Here is a 24421-nt window from a genome sequence, read left to right as displayed (position 1 = left end):
AACGGATTGAGCAAGGTCAAGGCAGCCGCCATCACTTGAATCAATATGTATAGGATATGCATAATTCCTATACAAACGTCGAATTTGATCCCGCCAAGGCAAGAGCCAACCTGAACAAGCACAAGGTCAGTTTTGCCCAAGCGGAGGAGGCGCTGAACGATCCAATGGCCATCACGATGCTCGACTGTGATGAGATGGACGAGCAGCGCCTTGTCACGCTCGGATCAGATTCCAACGCACGAATTTTGGTCGTTATTCACACCCCGCGTGGAGATCGTACTCGGTTAATTTCCGCGCGTAAGGCCAGCAAAGGCGAAGCGGAGCAATATCATGCGCAAAGAGTATGATTTCAGCAAAGGCAAGCGTGGCGCCGTCATCGCGTCACCGGGGAAAACTCGCATTACCATCATGTTGGATGATGATGTTATCGAGCACTTCCGCAATCAGGCGGAAACGCAGGGAACTGGCTATCAAACCATGATCAACACCGCACTCCGAGCTGCAATGAATACGCCGACTGATCGCAACAAGCCGATCACGGCAGCCTCACTCAGAAAAGTCATCAGAGAAGAGCTTTCCCTGCTCGACATTGGCAGTCAAAAAAAAACGGCGCCTTAGGCGCCGTTTTTTTTATCTGCTTAACGCAAACCGCTGGCCGCCTTCGCCAGATCAGTGATGCGCTCCCAATCCCCAGCGGCAATGGCGTCCTTCGGCGTCAGCCACGAGCCGCCTACGCAGGCCACGTTCTTCAGCGCCAGGAATTGCGACGCGGTCTCTTGCGAGATGCCGCCGGTCGGGCAGAAGATCACGTCCGGCAGCGGACCGCCAATCGCGTTCAACATGCCGATGCCGCCCGCCGGCACCGCCGGGAACAGCTTCAACTGACGGAAGCCCTGCTCTCGCGCAGCCATCACTTCCGACGGCGTCATCACGCCCGGCAGCAGCGGCAGGCCGCTGCTCTTGGCGGCGGCGATCAGCGCCGGCGTCAAGCCCGGCGATACGCCGAACACTGCACCCGCATCGCGCGCGGCAGCAAACTCCTCCGGCTGCGTCAAGGTGCCGACGCCGACAATGGCGCCTTCCACCGCCGACATGGCCTTGATCGCGCCCAGGCCGTGCTTGGTGCGCAGCGTCACTTCCAGCACGCGGATGCCGCCAGCCACCAGCGCGCGCGCCAGCGGTACTGCATGTTCAGGTTCGTCAATCGCGATCACCGGGATCACGGCCGAAGTACGCATAATATCGAGCAGAGTCATGGTCATGATTTACGCTTCTTTCTTCATCGAGTAATCTTCATCGGAGCCTGGCATGGTGTTGCCGACCGGGTCTTTGTCATGCAGGCCCACCGTGGTAGGAATCGGCGACGGCAGTGGGAACGTGGTCGCGCCCTTCTCCGCTTCGCACACGCTGTTGCGGAACATGGCGAACAGCTCGCGGCCCATGCCCACGCCGTTCGGCGTCAGGTCAGCGTTGGCCAGCGAGCGCGAATGCCACACGCTCGATTCGACCAGCGCCTCCAGCGTGCCGGTGCGAGCGCAAACGCGGATGATGTCGCCATCACGCACCAGGCCCAGCGGGCCACCAGCCAGAATCTCAGGCGACACGTGGATCGCCGCCGGCACCTTGCCCGACGCGCCAGACATACGGCCGTCCGTCACCAGCGCCACGTGGCGGCCGGCGTCCTGCAAGTTGGCCAGCGCCGGGGTCAGCGCGTGCAGTTCCGGCATGCCGTTGGCGCGCGGGCCCTGGAAGCGCAGCACGGCGACGAAATCGCGGTCAAGCTGGCCGGCCTTGTAGGCGTCCATGAAATCTTCCTGCGAGTTGAACACCAGCGCCGGCGCTTCCACCGTCTGATGCTCGGGCTTGACGGCCGAGACCTTCATCACTGCGCGGCCCAGGTTGCCCTGTACCAGCACGGTGCCGCCGTCCGGCGAGAACGGCGCGGTGATCTTGCGCAGCACCGCCTCATCGCCCGACTCGGTCGGCGAATCTTTCCAGATAACGCCCTTGCCGCCTTCGCCCAGGAAAGGCTCGGCGCAGTGCGCGCGCAGGCCCTTGCCCAGCACGGTGGTGACGTCGTCGTGCAGCAGGCCGCCGTCCAGCAGTTCGCGGATAACGAAGCCGGTGCCGCCAGCCGCGTGGAAGTGGTTGACGTCGGCGTTGCCGTTCGGGTAAATGCGCGTCAGCAGCGGCACCACTTTCGACAGCTCGTCGAAGTCGTTCCAGTCGATGACGATGCCGGCCGCCTTGGCGATGGCCACCAGGTGCAGCGTGTGGTTGGTCGAGCCGCCGGTGGTCAGCAGCGCGACGATGGCGTTGACGATGGACTTCTCATCGACCACATGGCCGACCGGCAGGTATTCCTTCGATTGCGCGGTGATGACGGCGGCGCGCTGGGCGGCAGCCTTGGTCAGTTCGTCGCGCAGCGGCGTGTTCGGGGTGATGAAGGCAGCGCCCGGCAGGTGCAGGCCCATCACTTCCATCAGCATCTGGTTGCTGTTGGCGGTGCCGTAGAAGGTACAGGTGCCGGCGCTGTGGTAGGACTGCGATTCGCCTTCCAGCAGTTCGGCGCGGCCGACTTTGCCCTGCGCGTACAGCTGGCGGATCTTGGCTTTCTCGGAGTTGGACAGGCCGGTGGTCATCGGGCCGGCCGGCACGAACACCGCAGGCAGGTGGCCGAAGTGCAGCGCGCCGATCAGCAGGCCCGGTACGATCTTGTCGCACACGCCCAGGTAGACGGCGGCGTCGAACATATTGTGCGACAGCGCGATGGCGGTCGACATGGCGATGGCGTCGCGCGAGAACAGCGACAGCTCCATGCCCGGCTGGCCCTGCGTGACGCCGTCGCACATGGCGGGCGTGCCGCCGGCGAACTGGGCGACCGCGCCGACTTCGCGCACCGCATCCTTGATCAGCGCCGGGTAGCCTTCAAACGGCTGGTGGGCCGACAGCATGTCGTTGTAGGCCGAGACGATCGCCACCGATGGCTTCTTGAGTTCCTTCAGCGACAGCTTGTCGTTGGCGGGGAAAGCGGCAAAGCCGTGGGCCAGGTTGGTGCAGGCCAGCGCGCCGCGCTGGACGCCTTTGACGCGGGCGGCCTCAAGATGGGCCAGATACGCGCCGCGCGACGGCTTGCTGCGCTGGATGATGCGTGCGGTGACGGTTTCTAGGACTGGATGCAACGCCATGATCGTTCCTTATGAATGAATTCCGTGAAATTTTACTACAAAATTTCGAATTCAGCCTACTTTTATTATCCCGCCCGCGTCCGGGGTTGTTGACCGCCCACCCTGCGCAGCCCGGAAAGCAGAGTTTTAACGGAACCGTAGTGAATTTACCTCTTTTTCATGTATCATTCACGCATCCCCTCCCTCAGACTTAACGACGCCCAATGATTATGCGCCAGCCAGCACTGACCTCCACTTCCAGCTTCCTCGCCCTCGAATCCCACGCCGCCGATGCAAAAGACTGGCAACTGCGCCAGCTGTTCGCCGCCGACGCGCAGCGCTTCCCCAAACTGACGGTGGACGCGGCCGGCCTGTTCCTCGATTATTCGAAGAACCGCCTGAACGCCGACACCATCGGCCTACTGCTGGACCTGGCCCGCGAACGCGGCGTGGAGCGCCAGCGCGACGCCATGCTGGGCGGAGAAAAGATCAATCTTACCGAACATCGCGCAGTGCTGCACACGGCGCTGCGTATGCCGCGCGGCAAGGCGCTGACAGTCGACGGCCAGGACATCGCCCACGACGTGCACGCGGTGCTGGACCAGATCAAGGGCTTCACCGACCGCGTGCGCAGCGGCGCGTGGCTGGGCCACACCGGCAAGCCGATCACCGACGTCGTCAACATCGGCATCGGCGGCTCGGACCTGGGGCCGAAGATGGCCGTGCTGGCGCTGCGCTCGTACGCCCATCCGCGCCTGAAGATGCACTTCGTCTCCAACGTCGACGGCCATGACATGGACGCCGCGCTGGCGCAGGTCGACCCGGAGACCACGCTGTTCATCGTCGCCTCCAAGACCTTCGTCACCGCCGAGACCATGCTCAACGCCGGCACCGCCCGCAGCTGGTTCCTGCAGTCCGCGAAAGAGGAAGACCTGGCGCGCCACTTCGTCGCCGTTTCCACCAACACCGCGGCGGTGCAGGCCTTCGGCATCGATCCGGCCAATATGTTCCCGTTCTGGGACTGGGTCGGCGGCCGTTATTCGGTATGGTCGGCGATCGGTCTGGCGGTGGCGCTGGCGGTGGGCTTCGGCTACTTCAGCGACTTCCTGGCCGGCGCACATGCGATGGATGAACACTTCCGCACGGCGCCGCTGGAACAGAACATGCCGGTGCTGCTGGCGATGATCGGTTTCTGGAACCGCCAGTTCCTGGGCGCCGGCTCGCTGTCGATCGCGCCGTATCACCAGGACCTGAGCCGCTTCCCGGCCTACCTGCAACAGCTGGACATGGAGAGCAACGGCAAACGCGTCACGCGCGCCGGCGCCGAAGTCGATACGCCGACCTGCCCGGTGGTGTGGGGCGAGTGCGGCACCAATGCGCAACACGCCTACTTCCAGCTGCTGCATCAAGGTACCGACGTCACGCCGATCGACTTCATCGCCGCGCTGCGCGCCACGCACGACCTGCCGGGTCATCACGATTCGCTGCTGGCCAACTGCTTCGCGCAATCGGAAGCCTTCATGACCGGCAAGACCGCCGCCGAAGTGCGCGCCGACCTGACCGCGCAGAAGCTGAGCGAATCCGAAATCGACGAACTGGTGCCGCACAAGACCTTCCCCGGCAACCGTCCGTCCAACACCATCCTGATGGACCAGCTGACGCCTTCCACGCTGGGCGCGCTGATCGCGCTGTACGAACACAAGACCTTTGTGCAGGGCGTGATCTGGGACGTCAACAGCTTCGACCAGTGGGGCGTGGAGCTGGGCAAAGTCCTGGCCAAGAACATCCACGCGGAGCTGACCGGCGACATCCAGCCGGAACGTCACGACAGTTCCACCAATGGCCTGATCATCATGGCCAAAGCCGCGCAGCACATTTAACCGCCAGTCATTCCCGCGCAGGCGGGAATCCATAGAACGCCTGCCACATAGGCTCAGCATGGATTCCCGCCTACGCGGGAATGACGGCTCATCGGATAACAATGCAATGAGTACCTATCCAATCGAAGTAGTCTACGACGCCGTCATGCAAACCGGCGAGTGCCCGCTGTGGCACGCGCAGGAACAGGCGCTGTACTGGGTCGACATCCCCGCCTTCACCGTGCACCGCCTCGATCCGGCCAGCGGCGCGCACCGTTCGTGGAAGCTCTCCAGCGAACCGGCCACACTGGCCGTCAGCGACCAGGGCGGCCTGGTGGTCGCCATGCGCAGCGGCTTCGCGCACCTGGACACCGGCAGCGATGAAGTCCGCCTGACCGAAATCGCCGCCGCGCCCTACGACACCGCCATCACCCGCTTCAACGACGGCCACGTCGACGGCGCCGGACGCTTCTGGGTCGGCACCATCTACGAACCGCGCGACAAGCCGGCCGCCGAGATGTTCGTGCTCGAAAAAGGCGCGATCCGCAAAGCCTGGTCGGGCGGCATGACCAACTCCAACGGCCTCGGTTTCAGCCCGGATTACACGGCCATGTACCACGCCGACACCAGCGCCCACCGCGTCACGAAGCTGGACTTCGACGTCGCCACCGGACTCGCTTCCAACCAGCGCCTGCTGCACCAGTTCTCGATGGACAAGGAGAACAACTACGGCGGCCGTCCCGACGGCGCCGCCGTCGACAGCGAAGGCAATTACTGGGTGGCGATGTTCGAAGGCGCGCGCCTGGTCAAGCTGTCGCCGTCCGGCGAATTGATCGGCGAGATCGCGCTGCCGGTGCGCTGCCCGACCATGATGGCCTTCGGCGGCGCCGACCTGCGCACGCTGTACGTCACCAGCGCCGGCGCCCGTCCCGCGCCCGAACTGGCGCAGTATCCGCTCAGCGGCAAGCTGCTGGCGATCAGCGTCGATGTGGCCGGCCGCACGGAGCCTGCGTATATCGAATAAACTATATGCTGCAACCGCAGCATTTGTAGTAAATTTTCTTGCAAAACGATAATTTACGTAGTAAATTTACGGTCACGACTGGACATCCCTCTTTCAGCACTCTACATACTGCGAATAATTATGGCTCTTACCGATTTTGACCTGGTTCTGTTTGGCGGCAGCGGCGATCTGGCGATGCGCAAATTGCTGCCCGCGATGTACGCCCGCGACGTGGCCAACGACTTGCCGGCCACCGCCCGCATCATCTGCGTCGGCCGCGCCGACGCCAGCCAGCAAGACTTCCTCAACACGGTAGAGACCACGTCCAAACCGCACATCAAGTCGCCGGCCGTCACGCCGGCCGCCTGGGCCAAGTTCACCGCCCGCATCGTGTATGTGTCGCTCAACGCCACCGATTCCGACAGCTACAAGACGCTGGTCGAGGCGCTGCGCAAGGACGACGCCATCACCAAGGTCTACTACCTGGCGACGCCGCCGGCGATCTTCTCGCAGATCTGCGAGAACCTGAAGACCAACGGCCTGGTGACGAAGAACTCGCGCGTGGTGCTGGAAAAACCGCTGGGTCGCGACCTGGCCTCGGCCAAGCAGATCAACGCCGAAGTGGGCAAGGTCTTCGAGGAATCGCAGATCTACCGTATCGACCACTACCTGGGCAAGGAGACCGTGCAGAATCTGCTGGCCCTGCGCTTCGGTAACATCCTGTTTGAGCCGCTGTGGCGCCGCGAGTGGATCTCCGACGTGCAGATCACCATCGCCGAGAAACTGGGCGTGGGCAACCGCATGGGCTACTACGACACCTCGGGCGCGCTGCGCGACATGCTGCAAAACCACCTGCTGCAACTGCTGTGTATCGTCGCCATGGAGCCGCCGACCTCGATCGCGCCGGACGCCGTGCGCGATGCGAAGTTGCAGGTGCTGCGTTCGCTGAAAAAATTCACCCCGACCACGCTGGCGCAGAACATCGTGCGCGGCCAATACCGCGCCGGCCACGTCGACGGCAAGGCCGTACCGAGCTACCGCGACGAACCGGATGCGCCGGAACATTCGCGCACCGAGACCTTCGTCGCGATGAAGGCGGAAATCGATACCTGGCGTTGGGCCGGCGTGCCGTTCTACCTGCGCACCGGCAAGCGCATGGCCGACGGCCTGGCCGAGATCGTCGTGCGCTTCAAGCAGATCCCGCATTCGATCTTCGCGCAGCCGACCAACAGCTTCCAGCCCAACTCGCTGGTCATTCGCTTGCAGCCGGACGAAGGCCTGCGCATGAACCTGATGGCCAAGACGCCGGGCGACGGCATGCGCCTGAAGCAGGCGGAATTGGAACTGGACTTCCGCGAGTCGTTCAAATCTCCGCGCATGGACGCTTACGAGCGCCTGCTGCTCGACGTGCTGCGCGGCCAGCTGACCCTGTTCATGCGCGGCGACGAGCTGGAAGCGGCGTGGGAATGGGTCGAACCTATCCTGAACAACTGGGAAGCCGACGACAGTTTCCCGATTCCATACGCCTCCGGCACGTGGGGCCCTGCCGCCGCATCGGCACTGATCGGCCGCGATGGCCTGCAGTGGCGCGAAGAAGCTTTGCCTGAGGATTAAATGCTTTTAGACTCCATCCGTACCCAGCTCGACTCGCTCTCCAAATCGGAGCGCAAGGTCGCGCTGGCCGTACTCGATCATCCGGGCCAGACGGTCAGCCAGAACATCACGGCGCTCGCCAAGAGCGCGCAGGTGTCCGAGCCGACCGTGGTGCGTTTTTGCCGCACGCTGGGCTACGATGGCTGGCATGAGTTCAAGCTCAAGCTGGCGCAAGGCCTGGCGCTGGCCCTGCCCGGCCTGAACGAGCAGCCGACCCAGGACGACCTGGCCGCAGACCTGGTCAACAAGATTTGCAGCCGCTCGATCAACACGCTGCTCGACCTGCGCAACAACCTCGACCCCGAGGCGATCCAGAAGGCGCTGGACATCCTGTCCAAGGCCAACAAGATCGAGTTCTACGGCCAGGGCACATCGGGCATCGTGGCGGCGGATGCGCAGCACAAGTTCTTCCGCTCCGGCGTGCCGACGGTGGCCTACGCCGATCCGCACATCCACAGTATCGCCGCCGCCCTGCTGCGCACCGGCGACGCGGTGGTGGCGATTTCGCAGCGCGGCAACAGCCCGTCGCTGGTGCGCTCGATCAAGCTGGCGCGCCGTGGCGGCGCCGACGTCATCGTGCTGGCGCCGTCGGGCACGCCGCTGGCGGACCTGGCGACGGTGCTGATCCCGATCGACCTGATCTTCAACATCGATCCCTACACGCCGATCTCGGCGCGCCTGGCCTACCTGGTGGTGATCGACGTGCTGGCGGTCGGCCTGGCGCTGCAACGCGGCCCCGAGTTCCGCAAGAAGATGCAGAACGCCCAGAAGGCGCTGCAAGAGTTCGACCTGCAATTCGACTCCTTCATCGGCTGAGCACCCCGGACAACAAAGGTTCTTGACGTCTTGCGACACGTGTCACATAATGCGTGACATCTGTCGCATAGAGGCGTCGCATGGCCATTTCCACCTTCCTGATTTTCCGTTTCCTGCTTGCCAGCCTGGGCTGCGTCGCCGCCGGCCTGGTGGTGTGGGCATTGACCGCCGCTTGCCGCCGCTACCTGCCTCAGGTCGCCGTGCAACGCTCCACCTGGCTGCTGGGCCAGATGACCATCATCGCGACCTTCCTGGTCATCCTGCTGCCGCACAGCGAGCGCCTGCGCCTGCTTCCCCCGATTGAACTCCCCGAAACCATGCTGGCCGCGCCTGCCGCGCCGGACCATGCCGCCACGCCTGCGCCTGCAGCCGCCGTGGCCGACAGCGGCAATGCGGCGATGGACTACCGCGCCTGGCTGACCGGCGGCGCGCAAGCCTGGCTGTCGCTCTACTTGCTGGGACTGGCCTACACCACGGGCCGCGTGCTGCAAGCGCACCGCACGCTGAACGGCCTGGCCGCCACCGGCGAGCGCCTGGCCACACCGGGCCTGCACCACGGCCTGGATGCAGCCGCGACGCCGGCGCCGTCGCTCACCATCATCGAAGTGGACGCGCCGATCTCGCCGATGCTGTTCGGCTGGTTCCGCCCGCACCTGCTGCTGCCGCGCCATCTGCGCAGCTTCGACCCGGAGCAGCAGCAAATGATCGTCGAACACGAACTCATGCATCTGCGCCGTCGCGACCTGCAATGGATGAGCACCGGCATCGTGCTGCAAACGCTGCTGTGGTTCAATCCCTTCATGCGCCTGCTGCGCGACAACCTGGCCTGGGCGCAGGAACTCGGTTGCGACCGCGACGTGCTGCGCAACCGTCCGCCGGCGCAGCGCAAAGCGTATGCGGCCGCGCTGGTGGCGCAGCTGCGCTTGCAGCCGCATCCGGTCACGCATCGGGCCAAGACAGCGCTGGCCTTCGGCGGCGTCAGCGCCCGCACGGTGGCGGCACGCATCAGCCTGATCCGCGAACCGGGCGCCGCGCCGCACGGGCCGTGGGCGCGCGGCGCCGCCGTCGCCGGACTGGTGGCCATCTTCGCCACCAGCCTGGTGTTCCAGCCCGCCCTGGCCGACCGCGCCGCCTCGCCAGCGCAGGCGGCAACGCCGGCCACCTTCAGCTGCACGGAAATGGTCGATGCCGCCAGCGGCGCGCGGCTGGTCCACGACGGCCATTGCGACGAGCGCGTCACGCCGGCATCCACCTTCAACATCGCCGTCAGCCTGATGGGCTATGACAGCGGCATACTGCGCGACGAGCATTCCCCCAGCCTGCCGTTCAAGCACGGCTACATCGACTGGAACCCCGACTGGCGCGCCACGACCGATCCGACCAGCTGGATACGCAACTCGACCGTGTGGTACGCGCAGCAGGTGACGGCCAATCTGGGCGCGCGCCGCTTCCAGCAGTATCTGAACAGCTTCGGCTACGGCAACCTGGATGCCTCGGGCGACGCCGGCAAGGACAACGGCCTGGCCATGTCCTGGATCGAGTCCAGCCTGAAGATATCGGCGGCCGAGCAAACGGCCTTCCTGCGCAAGGTCGTCAACCGGCAATTGCCGCTGTCGGCACACGCCTACGACATGACCGCCCGCCTCACCGCATTGGGCACCTTGCCGAACGGCTGGCAAATCCACGGCAAGACCGGCACCGCCTCACCGGTGCTGGCCGACGGCAGCGACGACCCGCAGCACAGCTACGGCTGGTTTGTCGGCTGGGCCACCAAGGACGGGCGCACCGTGGTCTTTTCCCGCCTGGTACTGGCGGACAAACAGGCCGGCTCCGCCGCCGGCCCCAGAACCAGGGACGCGTTCCTGCGCGACCTGCCTGCGCAACTGGACGCGCTCTAAACACACGCAAACACAAAGGAGTTGTATGAATTTTCGCCACATCATATTGGGGGCGCTGGCTAGTCTCGTCCCTATTTCCGCCGCCCACGCCACCGAAGTGTGCACGGCGCTTGCCGACAGCAACGGCCCGACCTTGTTCCAGCGGGGCGACTGCCAGCGCCAGGTAACGCCGGCGTCGACCTTCAAGATCGCCATCAGCCTGATGGGCTACGACGCCGGCATCCTGAAAGACCAGCGCACGCCCAAGCTGCCGTTCCGTGCAGGCTATGTCGATTGGCGCGACGACTGGCGCCAGGATACCGATCCCACCAAGTGGATGAAGGACTCGGTGGTCTGGTACTCGCAGCAGGTGACGCAGCAACTGGGCATGCCGCGCTTCGCCGGCTACGCCAGCAAATTCAAGTACGGGAACGCCGACGTCGCGGGCGATGCCGAACATGACGGCCTGACCTTGTCATGGATCTCGTCGTCGCTGAAGATCTCGCCGCTGGAGCAGCTGACTTTCCTGAACAAGGTGGTCAACCGCCAGCTGGGCGTCAGCGCCCGCGCCTACGACATGACCGCGCGCCTGACGCAGCGCGACCAGCCGCTGGCGGGCTGGCGCATCCACGGCAAGACCGGTTCCGCCTCCGGCTACGGCTGGTACGTGGGCTGGGCAACGAAGGGCAAGCGCAGCTTCAGCTTCGCGCACCTGATGCAAAGGGATGACACGCAGCCGAACGATGTCCCGGCCGGCATGCTGGCGCGCGAGGCGCTGCTCAAGGAACTCCCGCTGTTATTGGGCTCCGTGGAGCAGGAGGCACTGCTCAGGGAAACGGTGGACCAGACCATCGAGCCGCTGATGAAAAAATACGATGTCCCCGGCATGGCGCTGGCGCTCACCGATCACGGTAAAAACTACGTCTTCAACTACGGCCTCGCCTCGCGCGAGACCCGCCAGCCCGTCGACCGCGACACCCTGTTCGAGGTCGGCTCGGTCAGCAAGACGCTGGTGGCCACGCTGGCCACCTACGCGCAAGCCCAGGGCCGCTTGACGCTGTCCGACAAGGTCAGCCAGCATGTGCCGGCGCTGCGCGGCAGCAGTTTCGACCACATCAACCTGATCCACCTGGGCACGCACACGGCCGGCGAATTCCCGATGCAGGTACCCGACAACGTCAAGAACTACGATCAGCTGATGGACTTCTACCGAAGCTGGCAACAGCCGGCCGGCGCCGCCGGCGCCAGCCGGACCTACTCCAACCTGACCATCGGCCTGCTGGGCATGGTCAGCGCCCAGAGCATGGGGCTGCCGATTGCGGACGCGATGGAAAAGCAGCTGCTGCCCGCGCTGGGCATGCGGCAAACCTACATCAAGGTGCCGGCGGACCAGATGACGCACTACGCCCAAGGCTATAACGACGCCAACGCGCCGGTGCGCGTCCATCCCGCCGTGCTGGAACCCGAGGCCTACGGCATCAAGACCACGGCGGCGGACCTGATCCGTTTCGTCGACGCCAACCTGGGCCAGGCTAAGCTGGACGAAGCGCTGCGCCAGGCGGTCGAGGCCACGCACATCGGCTACTTCAAGCTCGGCGCGATGACCCAGGATCTGATCTGGGAACAATATCCCGCCGCCGCAGGCCTGCCGGGCCTGCTGGTCAGCGCGTCCGAACAGGTGACGTGGAAGAGCAATCCGGTCACGCCGCTGACGCCGCCGCTGGCGCCGCAAGCCGATGCGCTGCTCCACAAGACCGGATCGACCGGCGGCTTCGGCGCCTACGTGCTGTTCAGCCCCGGCCGGAAAACCGGCATCGTCATGCTGGCAAACAAATTTTATCCGGGCGCGGCGCGGATCGAGGCCGCCTACCGCATCCTGTCCCAGCTGGAGCAACACCGGGAATGATCTTGCCTAATCGGCAAACTGACCTTTATTGCGTGACAATATGGAGACTATTGGATTTCGCTTTCTTTAACAATTCTTCACGGTTGAGTACAATAAGACAACCATACCCCCTCAACTGATTGGCAGCGCACATGAACCAGCTCGAACAGCTCAAGAAATTCACCACCGTAGTGGCCGATACCGGCGACTTCCAATCCATCCAGGCCTACACCCCGCGCGACGCCACCACCAATCCTTCGCTGATCCTGAAGGCGGTGCAAAAAGACGAATACAAGCCGCTGCTGGAAAAAGCCGTGCGCGACAACCTCGACAACTCGATCGCCGAGACCATCGACCATCTGCTGATCGCCTTCGGCAAGCAGATCCTGCGCATCATCCCGGGCCGCGTGTCGACCGAGATCGACGCCCGCCTGTCGTTCGACGTCGAGGGCTCGGTGGCCAAGGGCCGCGAGCTCATCAAGCTGTACGAAAAAGCCGGCATCGAGCGCGAGCGCGTGCTGATCAAGATGGCCGCCACCTGGGAAGGCATCCGCGCCGCCGAGATCCTGGAAAAAGAAGGCATCCGCTGCAATATGACGCTGCTGTTCTCGCTGGGCCAGGCGATCGCCTGCGCCGAAGCGGGCGCCCAGCTGATCTCGCCGTTCGTCGGCCGCATCTACGACTGGTACAAGAAGACCGCCGGCATCGACTACGTCGGCGCCGAAGATCCGGGCGTGCAGTCGGTCAAGCGCATCTACAACTACTACCGCAAGTTCGGCTACAAGACCGAGGTGATGGGCGCGAGCTTCCGCAACACCGGCCAGATCCTGGAACTGGCCGGCTGCGACCTGCTGACCATCAGCCCGGACCTGCTGCAGCAGCTGGCCGACAGCGACGCCCCGGTCGAGCGCAAGCTCAGCGCCGACAGCGCCCCGGGCGCCGGCATCATCAAGCTGTCGCAGGATGAGAAGACCTTCCGCTTCCAGCTCAACGAAGACCAGATGGCGTCGGAAAAGCTGGGCGAAGGCATCCGCGCCTTCTGCGCCGACTCCGGCAAACTGAAGCAAATCATCTCCGGCATGCGCTGATCCGGCGCGCGACGGCACACCGAGGCGGGGACGCGGCGCAGGCTGCGTCCCCGCTTTTTTCGCCTTTGACCTATACAAAACGTTACATTACTGGCTGTATTACAATGTTGCGACCTTAGCCAGCGACCCAGCATGGCTGACCAAGCTCGATACATACCTCCTTTCACGAGACCCATCCATGAGATCAGTCCCTCGTAATACCGCCATTGCCTCCGCCGTTTTTGCCTTATCCCTGTTGACTGCCTGCGGCGACAAAGCCGCGCCCCCCGCCGCTCCGCCGCCCGCCACCGTCGCCGTCATCACCGTCGCTCCCGCCGCCCTCACGCTGAGCACCGAACTGCCGGGCCGCACGGAAGCGTCGCGCATCGCGCAGGTGCGCGCGCGCACCGCCGGCATCGTGCTGCAGCGCGTGTTCAAGGAAGGCGGCGACGTCAAGGCGGGCGAGGTGCTGTTCCGCATCGATCCGGCCCAGTTCCAGGCGTCCTACGACAGCGCCCAGGCGGCCGTCGCCAAGGCCGAGGCCAACCTGGCCCAGGCCGATTTAAAGGTAAAACGATATAAACCGTTGTTGGCCGCGCAAGCCGTCAGCCAGCAGGAATACGACGACGCCGTCACCGCGCAGAAGCAGGCCGCCGCCGACCTGGCCACGTCCAAGGCCGCGCGCACCAACGCCAGCCTGACGCTGGGCTACGCCACCGTGACGTCGCCGATCTCCGGCCGCATCGGCCGCGCGCTGGTGACCGAAGGCGCGCTGGTCGGCCAGGGCGAAGCGACGCCGATGGCCACGGTGCAGACGCTGGACCCGATCTACGTCACCATCACCCAGTCGTCGACCGAGCTGCTGAAGCTGCAGCGCGCGCTGGCCGAGGGCAAGCTCAAAGGCGCCAGCAAGAACGAGGCGCGCGTGACGCTGGTGACGGAAGACGGCCAGGCCTATCCGCAAGCCGGCCGCCTGCTGTTCTCCGACGTGTCGGTGGACGAGAGCACCGGCGCGGTGGCGATGCGCGCCGAATTCCCCAATCCTAACCGCACCCTGCTCCCCGGCATGTATGTGCGCGCCCGCCTGGAGCAAGGCGTCAGCGAAGCGGCCATCAGCGTGCCGCAACAGGCCGTGGTGCGCAGCCCCGAGGGCTCGTCGGTGCTGATCGTCGGCGCCGACAACAAGGTGATCGCGCAGCCGGTGACGGCCACCGCCAACGACGGCCAGAACTGGGTGGTCAGCTCCGGCCTCAAAGGCGGCGAGCGCATCGTGGTGGAAGGCTTCCAGAAGGCCAAGCCCGGCGCCACCGTCAATCCGCAGCCGTGGAAAGGCCCGGTGGGCACGGCGCCCGCCGCCGCTCCGGCCGCAGCTGCGGCTTCCGCCAAATAACCCCGGGGAGTCCTGATGGCCAAGTTTTTCATCGACCGCCCCGTGTTTGCGTGGGTGATCGCATTATTCATTTTGCTGGGCGGGATGCTGGCGATCACGGTGCTGCCCGTGTCGCAATACCCGACCATCGCGCCGCCATCGATCGTGGTGACGGCCAACTATCCCGGCGCCACCGCGCAGGTGCTGGACGACGCCGTCACCAGCGTGATCGAACAGGAGATGAACGGGGCCGACGGCCTGCAATACGTTGAATCGTCCAGTGAGGCCAGTGGCGCCGTCACCATCACCGTCACCTTCGTCCCCGGCACCAATCCGGACCTGGCGGCGGTCGATGTGCAGAACCGCATCAAGCGCGTGGAATCGCGCCTGCCGGCCGCCGTCACGCAGCAGGGCGTGCAGGTCAACAAGGCCCGCTCCAACATCCTGATGTTCGTCGGCCTGACCTCGACCGACGGCCGCCTCGATCCGACCGGCCTTGGCGACTACATGGCGCGCAACGTGGTCAACGAGGTCAAGCGCATACCGGGCGTGGGCCAGGCGCAGTTGTTCGGCACCGAACGGGCGATGCGCATCTGGGTCGACCCGGCCAAGTTGATCGGCCTGAAGATGAACATGGCCGACGTCACCGCCGCCATCCGCGCGCAGAACGCCCAGGTCACATCGGGTACGCTGGGCGACCTGCCCAGCCCCGCCAAACAGACCTTCTCCGCGCCCATCGTGGTCACGGGCCAGCTGTCGTCCACCACCGAATTCGGCCAGATCGTGCTGCGCGCGAATCCCAACGGCTCGCTGGTGCGGCTCAAGGATGTGGCGCGCATCGAAATGGGCGGCGCCAACTTCAACATCAACGCCCGCCTGAACGGCGCGCCGTTCGCCGCCATCGCGGTGCAGCTGTCGCTGACCGGTAACGCGCTGCAAACGGCGACCGCTGTGCGCGAGAAGATGGACCAGCTGGCGAAATACTTCCCGCCCGGCGTGAAGTACACCATCCCTTACGACACCTCGCTGTTCGTCAAGATCTCCATCGAGGAAGTGGTCAAGACCCTGCTTGAAGCGGTGGTGCTGGTGTTCCTGGTGATGTACCTGTTCCTGCAAAACTTCCGCTACACGCTGATCCCGACCATCGTGGTGCCGGTGGCGCTGATGGGCACTTTCGCCGCGATGCAGCTGTTCGGCTTCTCGATCAACGTGCTGACCATGTTCGGCATGGTGCTGGCCATCGGCATCCTGGTCGACGACGCCATCGTGGTGGTGGAAAACGTCGAGCGCATTATGAGCGAGGAAGGCCTGTCGCCGCGCGACGCCACCCGCAAGGCGATGGGCCAGATCACCGGTGCCATCATCGGCATCACGCTGGTGCTGATCGCCGTGTTCATTCCGATGGCCTTCTTCGGCGGCGCGGTCGGCGCCATCTACCGCCAGTTCTCGCTGGCGATGGTGTCGGCCATGCTGTTCTCGGCGCTGATGGCGCTGACGCTGACGCCGGCGCTGTGCGCCACCATTTTGAAACCGGTGGAAGCCGGCCATCACCACGAGAAGAAAGGCTTCTTCGGCTGGTTCAACCGCAAGTTCGCGGTGACGGCCACCGGCTACCAGGGCGTGATCGCCAAGATGATAAAGCGCACCGGCCGTTATCTGGTGGTGTTCGCGCTGATCTGCGGCGTGGTGGGCTGGCTGTATGCGCGCCTGCCGTCGTCCTTCCTGCCGAACGAAGACCAGGGCTATTTGATCGCCAACGTGCAGCTGCCGGCCGGCGCGTCGACCAGCCGCACGCAGGCCGTGCTGGCGCAGGCCGACGCCTACTTCCGCAAGCAGCCGGGCGTGGCCCGCACCATCGCGGTGGCGGGCTTCAGCTTCTCCGGCAACGGCCAGAACGCCGGCTTGGTGTTCATTCCGCTGAAAGACTGGAAGGAACGCGGCCCCGAGGAATCGGCGCAGGCGATTGCGCAGCGCGCGTTCGGCGCGCTGTCCGGCATCGCCGACGCGGTGATCTTCCCGCTGTCGCCGCCGCCGATCCGCGAACTGGGTAACGCCACCGGCATCACCGCGCGCCTGCAGGACCGCAGCGCGCTCGGTCACGACGCGCTGATCGCGGCGCGCAACCAGCTGCTCGGCATGGCCGGCAAGAGCGCCATCCTCAAGGGCCTGCGTCCGGAAGGTCTGGAAGATTCGCCGCAGCTGCAAGTGGATATCGACCGCGAGAAGGCCAATGCGCTGGGCGTGAGCTTCGCCGACATCAATTCGATGATGTCGACCGCGCTCGGCTCGTCCTACGTCAACGACTTCGCCAGCAGCGGGCGCCAGCAGCGCGTGATCGTGCAGGCCGACGCGCCGCGCCGCCTGCAACCGGAAGACATCATGCAGCTCAACGTGCGCAGCGCCAGCGGCACGATGGTGCCGTTCTCCTCGTTCGCCAAGTCGCACTGGATACAAGGTCCGGTGCAGCTGGTGCGCTACAACGGCTACCCCGCCATCAAGCTGACCGGCGACGCCGCGCCAGGCCGCTCGACCGGCGAGGCGATGGACGAACTGGAGCGCCTGGCGGCGCAGCTGCCGCCAGGCTTCAGCATCGAATGGACCGGCCAGTCGCTGGAAGAGAAGACCTCCGGCTCGCAGGCGCCGATGCTGTTCGCGCTGTCGCTGCTGGCCGCCTTCCTGGTGCTGGCGGCGCTGTATGAAAGCGAATCGATCCCGGTGGCGGTGCTGCTGGTGGTGCCGCTCGGCGTGCTGGGCGCGCTGCTGGGCGCCAGCCTGCGCGGGCTGCCGAACGATGTGTACTTCAAGGTCGGCCTGATCGCCATCATCGGCCTGTCGGCCAAGAACGCGATCCTGATTATCGAATTCGCCAAGGACTTGCAGGCGCAGGGCAAGGGCCTGATCGAAGCGACGCTGGAGGCGGTGCATCTGCGCTTCCGTCCCATCATCATGACCTCGCTGGCCTTCATCCTCGGCGTGCTGCCGCTGGTGATCGCCACCGGCGCGGGTTCGGCCAGCCAGCGCGCCATCGGTACCGGCGTGATGGGCGGGATGATTACCGCCACCGTGCTGGCGGTATTCCTGGTGCCGGTGTTCTTCGTCGTGATACGCAAGATCTTCAAGGGCAGCGAACGCCAGCGCAAACTGGCCGCACATGAACTGAACGATAAGAACCATGAAACCTATGACTAAGTTTGCCCGCAAGTTTGTCCACAAGCCTGCCCTGCCCCTGGCCGTATTGGCGGCGGCCCTGCTGTCGGCCTGCTCGATGGCGCCGACCTACCAGCGCCCGGCCGCGCCGGTGGCTGCGGCCTTCCCGCTTGATACCGCTGGCGCCGCAGCCCGCACCAGCGTGCCGCTGCCGTTGGCGGCCGGCGCCCGCGATGCGGTCGATACCGGCTGGCGCGATTACTTCGCCGATCCGCGCCTGCAGCAGCTGATCGGCGCCGCGCTGGAGAACAACCGCGACCTGCGCACCGCCGCGCTGCGCATCGAGGAGGCGCGCGCGCAGTACGACATCCAGTCGGCCGACCGTCTGCCCAATCTGAACGCCAATGCGGCCGTCACCAAGGCCAAGACGCCGGCCTTCCTGTCGCCCAGCGGGCAGACCACGATCGGCAAGCGCTATGACGCCGGGCTGGCGATTTCCGCTTTCGAGCTGGATTTCTTCGGCCGCGTGAAAAGCCTGAACGATGCGGCGCTGGCGGCCTACCTGGCGACCAGCGAAGCGCGCCAGGCGGCGCAAATCAGCCTGGTGGCGCAGGTGGCGCAAGCCTATTACACCGAGCGCGCCTACGCCGAGCAGTACTCGCTGGCGCAGCAGACCTACGACGCCCGCGCGCGCACCTACAAGTTGACGCAGCAGCGCGCCGAAGTGGGCGCCTCGTCGCGCCTGGACCTGCGCTCCAGCGAGACGCTGATGGAAACCGCCCGCGCCGCCGCGCTGACGCTGGCACGCCAGCGCGCACAGGCCGACAACGCATTGACGCTGCTGGTCGGCCAGCCCGCCAGCGGCGCGGGCGCCAATGCCGGCGCGGCCGGTACCGCAGGCGCCATGCCCAGCGACCGCCAGATCGACGACCTGAGCGCGCTGCCGGCCGGCTTGCCGTCGGACCTGCTGGCCCGCCGTCCCGACCTGCGCGCCGCCGAGCAGCGGCTGATCTCGGCCAACGCCAACATCGGCGCCGCGCGCGCCGCCTTCTTCCCGCGCATCAGCCTGACGGCCGCGCTGGGCAGCAGCAGCCCGTCGTTGAGCGGCCTGTTTGACGGCGGCTCGGGCAGCTGGTCGTTCGCACCGCAGCTGACGCTGCCGATCTTCGACGCCGGCCGCAACCGCGCCAACCTGGGCCTGGCCGAAGTGCGCAAGAACATCGCCGTGGCCGACTACGAGAAAGCCATCCAGACCGCCTTCCGCGAAGTAGCCGACGCCTTGGCCGCACGCGACTATCTGGGCGAACAGGTATCGGCACAGCGCGCAGTGCAGGAAGCGCAGGCCGACCGCCTGAAGCTGCTGCAACTGCGCCAGGACAACGGCGTCGCCAGCTCGCTGGACGTGCTGGACGCCCAGCGCGAGCTGTTCAGCGCCCAGCAGGCGCTGGTGCAAGCCCGCCTGCTGCGCACCACCAGCGCCATCGACCTGTACCGCGCCCTCGGCGGCGGCTTAAAATAACCACCGTCGTTCCCGCGCAGGCGGGAACCCATACAACGTATCCGTCGCAAGCTCAGTATTGATTCCCGCCTGCGCGGGAATGACTCGCGGATTATCAACCATGACTTCTCCGATCACCATCCGCCTGGGCGCGCGCGCCCGGCAGCGTATTGCCGCCGAGGGTGTGCAGGCGGCCGATATCGCCATCGTGCCGGCCGCCGCCGGCGGCCCCAAGGGCCTGATCCTGCACGGCCTCGATTGCTGGATGTTCGGCGGCTGGCTGCAGGCCGCGCCGCGCCGGCGCCGCCTGGTCGGCGCCTCCATCGGCGCCTGGCGCATGGCCGCGTCCACCTTCGACGATCCGGTTGCCGCCCACAAACGCCTGGCCCGCCTGTACGCCGCCCAGCGCTACCCCGCCAAGGTCACGCCCGCCTACGTCAGCCAGACCTGCCGCGCCCTGCTCGACGAACTGCTCGACGGCCGCGCCGCCGAAGCGCTCAGCCATCCCGAGCACCACCTGTCGGTGCTGACGGTACGCGGCGTCGGCCCGCTCGGCCGCACCGGCGGCCAGCGCTGGCGCGAGATGGCCGGTTTCCTGCGCGCGGCCGCCAGCAACACCGTCGCGCGCCGCCACCTGGCCGCCTCGATGGAACGCGTGGTCTTCCACCACGCGGCCGACGACGCCGGCTGGCTGCGCCAGCCCTTCGACGCCTTCGCCGCCCACTTCGTCGGCCTGCAGCCGGCCAACCTGCGCGACGCCCTGCTGGCCTCGGGCTCGATCCCGCTGGTGCTCGACGCCGTCTCCGCCATCGCCGGCGCCCCGGACGGCGCCTACTGGGACGGCGGCCTGATCGACTACCACCTGCACCTGCCCTACCAGCGCGATCCCGGCCTGGTGCTGTATCCGCACTTCAGCGACTACATCGTGCCCGGCTGGCTGGACAAGGCCATGCCGTGGCGCCGCGCCGGCGCCCGCGGCGGCGATCCCGCGCTGGACAATGTGATCCTGGTGTCGCCGTCGCCCGCCTTCGTCGCCAGCCTGCCCAACGGCAAGCTGCCGGACCGCCGCGACTTCAAGTTCTACGGCCAGGACCACGCCGCCCGCACCCGCGACTGGACCCGCGCCATCGCCGAAAGCGAACGCCTGGCCGAAGCCTTCGCCCGCTGGTGCGAACGGCCCGACCTGGGCCTGGCCGCCGCCTTCTGATTGTTTCAAAAAAGCAACGGAATCATCCGAAGTTTCATGACCGCCGCCGGGCCACGGGTGCATACTTGAACCCTGCAAGCCGCGCCGCCCGGCGCGCACAGCCGCTTCCATCGGAGTGACATCATGAACTTTCTGGCTCATCTGCGCATCGGTACCCGCCTCGCCGTCGGCTTCGCCATCGTCCTGCTGCTCGCCATCTTCGCCACCTCGGTGGCGCTGTACAACGCCCGCGCCAACGCCGAGGCCACCCGCCACATGATGGAAAAACCGCTGGCCAAGGAGCGCCTGGCCTCCGACTGGTACGTGCTGATCTACTCGGCCGTGGCGCGCACCGCGCTGATCGCCCGCAGCAGCGACGATACGCTGTCGACCACGTTCGCCGACGTCATCGCCGACAGCACCAAGCGCGGCGGCGAACTGATAGGCAAACTCAAGGAGCTGCTGGCCAGCGACGAGGAAAAGGCCGTGTTCGACGCCTCCGCGGCCCTGCGCGCCACCTACCAGAAGGCCAAGACCGACATCATGAACGCCAAGAAGGCCGGCAGCGCCGAGGAGGCGGAAAAACTGTACAAGGATGTCTTCATGCCGGCGGCCACGGCCTACCAGAACAAGGTGCAGGCGCTGCTGACCTTGCAGCGCAAGGCCATCGACGACACCGCCCACGCGATCGACGCCGCCAACGACCGCAGCAACACGCTGCTGATGGTGCTGGCCGCGCTGATGGTGACGATAGGTTCGCTGGCGGCGTGGGTGATCTCGCGTTCGATCACGGTGCCGCTGAAGTCGGCGGTGGACATCGCCGCCACCGTCGCCAACGGCGACCTGACCACCCGCTTCGACGCCGACACCACCAAATGCGAGATCGGCGACCTGATGACCGCCTTGAAAGGCATGAACGATGCGCTGCGCAATGTGGTCAGCCAGGTGCAGAGCGGCACCACCACCATCGCCACCGCGTCCAATGAAATCGCCGCCGGCAATATGGACCTGTCGTCGCGCACAGAGGAGCAGGCCAGCTCGCTGGAGGAAACCGCGTCATCGATGGAGGAGCTGACGTCCACCGTCAAGCAGAACGCCGAAAACGCCAAGCAGGCCAACCAGCTGGCCCAGGCCGCGTCCGACGTGGCCGAGCGCGGCGGCACCATCGTCGGCCAGGTGGTCGACACCATGGGCTCGATCAACACGTCGGCGCGCAAGATCGTCGACATCATCGGCGTCATCGACGGCATCGCCTTCCAGACCAATATCCTGGCGCTGAATGCGGCGGTGGAGGCGGCGCGCGCTGGCGAGCAGGGACGCGGCTTCGCGGTGGTGGCTTCCGAGGTGCGCAATCTGGCGCAGCGGTCGGCTGCGGCGGCCAAGGAGATCAAGGAGTTGATCGGCAATTCGGTCGAACAGGTCGACATCGGCGCCAGGCTGGTGCAGCAGGCCGGCACCACCATGGGCGACGTGGTGGCCAGCGTGCGCCGCGTCACCGACATCATGGGCGAGATCACCTCGGCCAGCACCGAGCAAAGCCTGGGCATCGACCAGATCAACATCGCCATCGGCCAGATGGACGAGGTGACGCAGCAGAACGCGGCCCTGGTCGAGCAATCGGCGGCGGCGGCGGCCAGCATGCAGGAGCAGGCGGCGCGCCTGGCCGATGTGGCGTCGTCGTTCAAACTGGGGGATGAGGTACGGCAGCCGGCGCTGGCCGCGCCGTCGCGGTCGGCCCCTGCGCGGGCGTCGGCGGCGCTGCCGGCGGCACGCCCTGCCCGTCCGGCCCCGGCGCCGGCCCTGCGCAATGCGGCGCCAGCAACGGCGGCACCGGCAGCCTCGCGGTCGGCCAGCAAGCCCGCCACCGTCGGCGGCGACAAGGACTGGGAAGAGTTCTAACCCTTGAGGAACATCTGCTGCAGATCGTTGAGGAAACGCTGGCCCAGCTCGGTCGGCTTGATCAGCTTGTAGTCGCGGTAGAGCAGGCCCTTGGCTTCGGCCGCGTTCAACTGCTGCTCGATCGCGTTCAGGCTTAAGCCCGTGCGCTCGCTGAACAGGTTGGGGTCGAAGCCGCCGTGCAGGCGCAGCGTGTTGAGCATGAACTCGAAGCCCATGTCGTCGCGGCCGATCTCATACTCGTCCTGCACCGGCGCGCCCAGACGCACCTGTTCCATATAAGCCTTGGGCTGCTTGTAGCGCGCCTGGCGCAGTATGCGGTGCGGGAACGACAGCTTGGAGTGCGCGCCGGCGCCGATGCCGAGGTAGTCGCCGAATTCCCAATAATTCAGGTTGTGGCGGGCGCGATGGCCCTCCTTCGCATAGGCCGACACCTCGTACTGGCCGTAGCCGTTGGCGGCGGTCAGCTCGGCGATCAAGTCCTGCATGTCGGCGCTGGCGTCGTCGTCCGGCAGCGCCGGCGGGTACTTGGCGAACAGCGTGTTCGGCTCCATCGTCAGGTGGTACAGCGACAGGTGCGGCGGCTGGAAGGCCATCGCGGTTTCGACGTCGTGGCGCGCTTCCTCCAGCGTCTGCGACGGCAGCGCGTACATCAGGTCGAGATTGAAGTTGTCGAAGTTGGCCTGCGCGATTTCCACCGCGCGTTTGGCTTCATTGTCGTCATGGATGCGGCCCAGCGCCTTCAGGTGGCGGCTGTTGAAACTCTGGATGCCGATCGACAGGCGGTTGATGCCGCTGGCGCGGTAGGACTTGAACTTCTCGGCCTCGAAGGTGCCGGGATTGGCCTCCATCGTGATCTCGCAGTCGCTGTCCAGCGGCAGCAAGGTGCGCACGTCCGACAGCAGGCGGTCCAGCCCTGCGGCCGACATCAGGCTGGGCGTGCCGCCGCCGATGAATATCGTATAAATCTTTCTGCCCCAGATCAGCGGCAGCGCCATTTCCAGGTCGGTGCGCAGCGCGTCCAGGTATTCCTGTTCGGGGAAGGTGTGGCCGTCCTTGGCTTCGTGCGAGTTGAAGTCGCAGTAAGGGCACTTCTTCACGCACCACGGGAAGTGGATGTACAGCGACAGCGGCGGCAGCGCCTGCAGGTTCAGCGAACCGGCCTGCAAGTATTTGGCGGCGACGCCGGCCGCTTCGCTGATGTCGGTGGCCGGCTTGGCTGCCTTGCTGGTGGCGCCGACGATTTTAATCGGGATCATTTCAGTTTCTCTACCAGCGCGCGCAGGGCCTGGCCGCGGTGCGACAAGGCGTTCTTTTCATCGGCGGTCAGCTCGGCGGCGCATTTGCCCAGTGCCGGGATGTAGAAGTGCGGGTCGTAGCCGAAGCCGCCGTTGCCGCGCGGGGTGGCGATCATTTCGCCGTTCCAGCGGCCGTCGGCGATGACCGGTTGCGGGTCGTCGGCGTGGCGCACGAACACCAGCACGCAGTAGTAGTACGCGGACTTGTCGGCATGGGCGGCCAGGTCGGCGATCATTTTCTCGTTGTTGCGGGCGTCCGACTTCGGCTCGCCGGCAAAGCGCGCCGAGTACACGCCGGGCGCGCCGCCCAGGGCGTTGACGCAGACGCCGGAATCGTCGGCCAACGCCGGCAGCCCGGTCAGGCGCGAGGCGTGGCGGGCTTTCTGCAGGGCGTTTTCAACGAAGGTGTGGAACGGCTCGTCGGCCTCGGGCACGTCGTACTCGCCCTGGGCGTGGACGGAAAAGCCCACGGTGGACAGCAGTTCGTTGAATTCTTTGAGTTTGCCGGCGTTGTTCGAGGCGAGGATCAGGCGTTGGGTCATGGTGTTGGGCTGCATGTGGCGGTGAAGCCGCCATTGTAAACCTTTTGCCCGCAACCCAGCCGACCACGGCCGGGAGGACATGCATACCCCCTCCCCCCGAACGGCCCTTGGGGCATCGTTACTCGTTTGCTTGTCTCGTTCTGTCTCGTTTCGTCCCG

Annotated in this window: 18 protein-coding genes and 2 pseudogenes; 16 read left to right on the top strand and 4 right to left on the bottom strand. The window is 65.7% G+C overall.

Annotation, left to right across the window (positions count from 1 at the left end):
- Positions 1-56 precede the first annotated feature (56 nt).
- Together GEV02_RS31250 and GEV02_RS31245 are read left to right on the top strand one after the other, a co-directional pair.
- On the top strand, positions 57-347 hold the full coding sequence (locus tag GEV02_RS31250; protein WP_152841701.1) for a BrnT family toxin: 291 nt from the start codon (positions 57-59) through the stop codon (positions 345-347).
- Entirely contained in the window at positions 331-618 is a 288-nt protein-coding gene (locus GEV02_RS31245) for a BrnA antitoxin family protein (protein ID WP_152841700.1), read from the top strand. Before GEV02_RS31250 ends, GEV02_RS31245 begins: the two co-directional genes overlap by 17 nt.
- A gap of 20 nt (positions 619-638) precedes the next feature.
- On the opposite strand, the gene eda is transcribed toward GEV02_RS31245, so the two are convergent.
- Both eda and edd read right to left on the bottom strand, forming a co-directional pair.
- Entirely contained in the window at positions 639-1262 is a 624-nt protein-coding gene (gene eda, locus GEV02_RS31240) for a bifunctional 4-hydroxy-2-oxoglutarate aldolase/2-dehydro-3-deoxy-phosphogluconate aldolase (RefSeq protein WP_008451265.1), read from the bottom strand.
- A gap of 3 nt (positions 1263-1265) precedes the next feature.
- Positions 1266-3188 carry a phosphogluconate dehydratase gene (gene edd / locus GEV02_RS31235; RefSeq protein WP_152841699.1) on the bottom strand — a complete coding sequence of 641 codons (1923 nt, stop codon included), beginning with the start codon at positions 3186-3188 and terminating at the stop codon, positions 1266-1268.
- Between the two features lie 209 nt (positions 3189-3397).
- On the opposite strand from edd, the gene pgi reads away from it, so the two are divergent.
- From pgi to GEV02_RS31175, 14 genes and pseudogenes are all read left to right on the top strand, one after another.
- Positions 3398-5047, top strand: coding sequence for a glucose-6-phosphate isomerase (gene pgi / locus GEV02_RS31230; protein WP_152841698.1), 1650 nt, complete (start codon positions 3398-3400; stop codon positions 5045-5047).
- A 106-nt stretch (positions 5048-5153) separates the two neighbouring features.
- Complete coding sequence (locus tag GEV02_RS31225) at positions 5154-6050, top strand: SMP-30/gluconolactonase/LRE family protein (RefSeq protein ID WP_152841697.1); 897 nt, start codon at positions 5154-5156, stop codon at positions 6048-6050.
- 120 nt (positions 6051-6170) lie between these two features.
- Complete coding sequence (gene zwf, locus GEV02_RS31220; RefSeq protein WP_152841696.1) at positions 6171-7643, top strand: glucose-6-phosphate dehydrogenase; 1473 nt, start codon at positions 6171-6173, stop codon at positions 7641-7643.
- Positions 7644-8498, top strand: a complete 855-nt coding sequence (locus GEV02_RS31215) for an SIS domain-containing protein (RefSeq protein ID WP_008451275.1) — start codon at positions 7644-7646, stop codon at positions 8496-8498.
- Positions 8499-8578: 80 nt separating this feature from the next.
- Positions 8579-9421 (top strand): annotated as a pseudogene (locus GEV02_RS33885) (M56 family metallopeptidase); the annotation flags it as partial.
- Between the two features lie 192 nt (positions 9422-9613).
- The gene (blaOXA, locus tag GEV02_RS33880) at positions 9614-10396 is read left to right on the top strand and encodes a class D beta-lactamase (RefSeq protein WP_408014870.1); all 783 of its coding nucleotides are present in this window, start codon (positions 9614-9616) and stop codon (positions 10394-10396) included.
- Between the two features lie 25 nt (positions 10397-10421).
- Positions 10422-11183 (top strand): annotated as a pseudogene (gene blaOXA / locus GEV02_RS33875) (class D beta-lactamase); the annotation flags it as partial.
- Positions 11184-12281 (top strand): class C beta-lactamase, encoded by a 1098-nt coding sequence (gene ampC / locus GEV02_RS33870; protein WP_408014869.1) that lies wholly within the window; start codon positions 11184-11186, stop codon positions 12279-12281.
- Between the two features lie 131 nt (positions 12282-12412).
- Complete coding sequence (tal, locus tag GEV02_RS31200) at positions 12413-13348, top strand: transaldolase (protein ID WP_152841693.1); 936 nt, start codon at positions 12413-12415, stop codon at positions 13346-13348.
- Positions 13349-13526: 178 nt separating this feature from the next.
- The gene (locus GEV02_RS31195; RefSeq protein ID WP_152841692.1) at positions 13527-14717 is read left to right on the top strand and encodes an efflux RND transporter periplasmic adaptor subunit; all 1191 of its coding nucleotides are present in this window, start codon (positions 13527-13529) and stop codon (positions 14715-14717) included.
- A 15-nt stretch (positions 14718-14732) separates the two neighbouring features.
- Positions 14733-17885, top strand: a complete 3153-nt coding sequence (locus GEV02_RS31190) for an efflux RND transporter permease subunit (RefSeq protein ID WP_152841691.1) — start codon at positions 14733-14735, stop codon at positions 17883-17885.
- Positions 17878-19362, top strand: a complete 1485-nt coding sequence (locus GEV02_RS31185; protein ID WP_152841715.1) for an efflux transporter outer membrane subunit — start codon at positions 17878-17880, stop codon at positions 19360-19362. Before GEV02_RS31190 ends, GEV02_RS31185 begins: the two co-directional genes overlap by 8 nt.
- 100 nt (positions 19363-19462) lie before the next feature.
- The gene (locus GEV02_RS31180) at positions 19463-20548 is read left to right on the top strand and encodes a patatin-like phospholipase family protein (RefSeq protein ID WP_152841690.1); all 1086 of its coding nucleotides are present in this window, start codon (positions 19463-19465) and stop codon (positions 20546-20548) included.
- Between the two features lie 123 nt (positions 20549-20671).
- Complete coding sequence (locus GEV02_RS31175) at positions 20672-22426, top strand: methyl-accepting chemotaxis protein (RefSeq protein ID WP_152841689.1); 1755 nt, start codon at positions 20672-20674, stop codon at positions 22424-22426.
- Here GEV02_RS31175 and hemW read toward each other — a convergent pair.
- Positions 22423-23682, bottom strand: coding sequence for a radical SAM family heme chaperone HemW (gene hemW, locus GEV02_RS31170; RefSeq protein ID WP_152841688.1), 1260 nt, complete (start codon positions 23680-23682; stop codon positions 22423-22425). The genes GEV02_RS31175 and hemW overlap by 4 nt on opposite strands.
- Positions 23679-24263, bottom strand: a complete 585-nt coding sequence (gene rdgB, locus GEV02_RS31165; RefSeq protein WP_152802380.1) for an RdgB/HAM1 family non-canonical purine NTP pyrophosphatase — start codon at positions 24261-24263, stop codon at positions 23679-23681. The genes hemW and rdgB overlap by 4 nt, the downstream gene beginning before the upstream one ends.
- Positions 24264-24421: the final 158 nt, after the last annotated feature.

It is taken from the genome of Rugamonas aquatica (assembly GCF_009380215.1).
In the GTDB taxonomy this organism is placed as follows: domain Bacteria; phylum Pseudomonadota; class Gammaproteobacteria; order Burkholderiales; family Burkholderiaceae_D; genus Rugamonas; species Rugamonas aquatica_B.
This window is presented reverse-complemented; position numbering and strand designations above follow the sequence as displayed.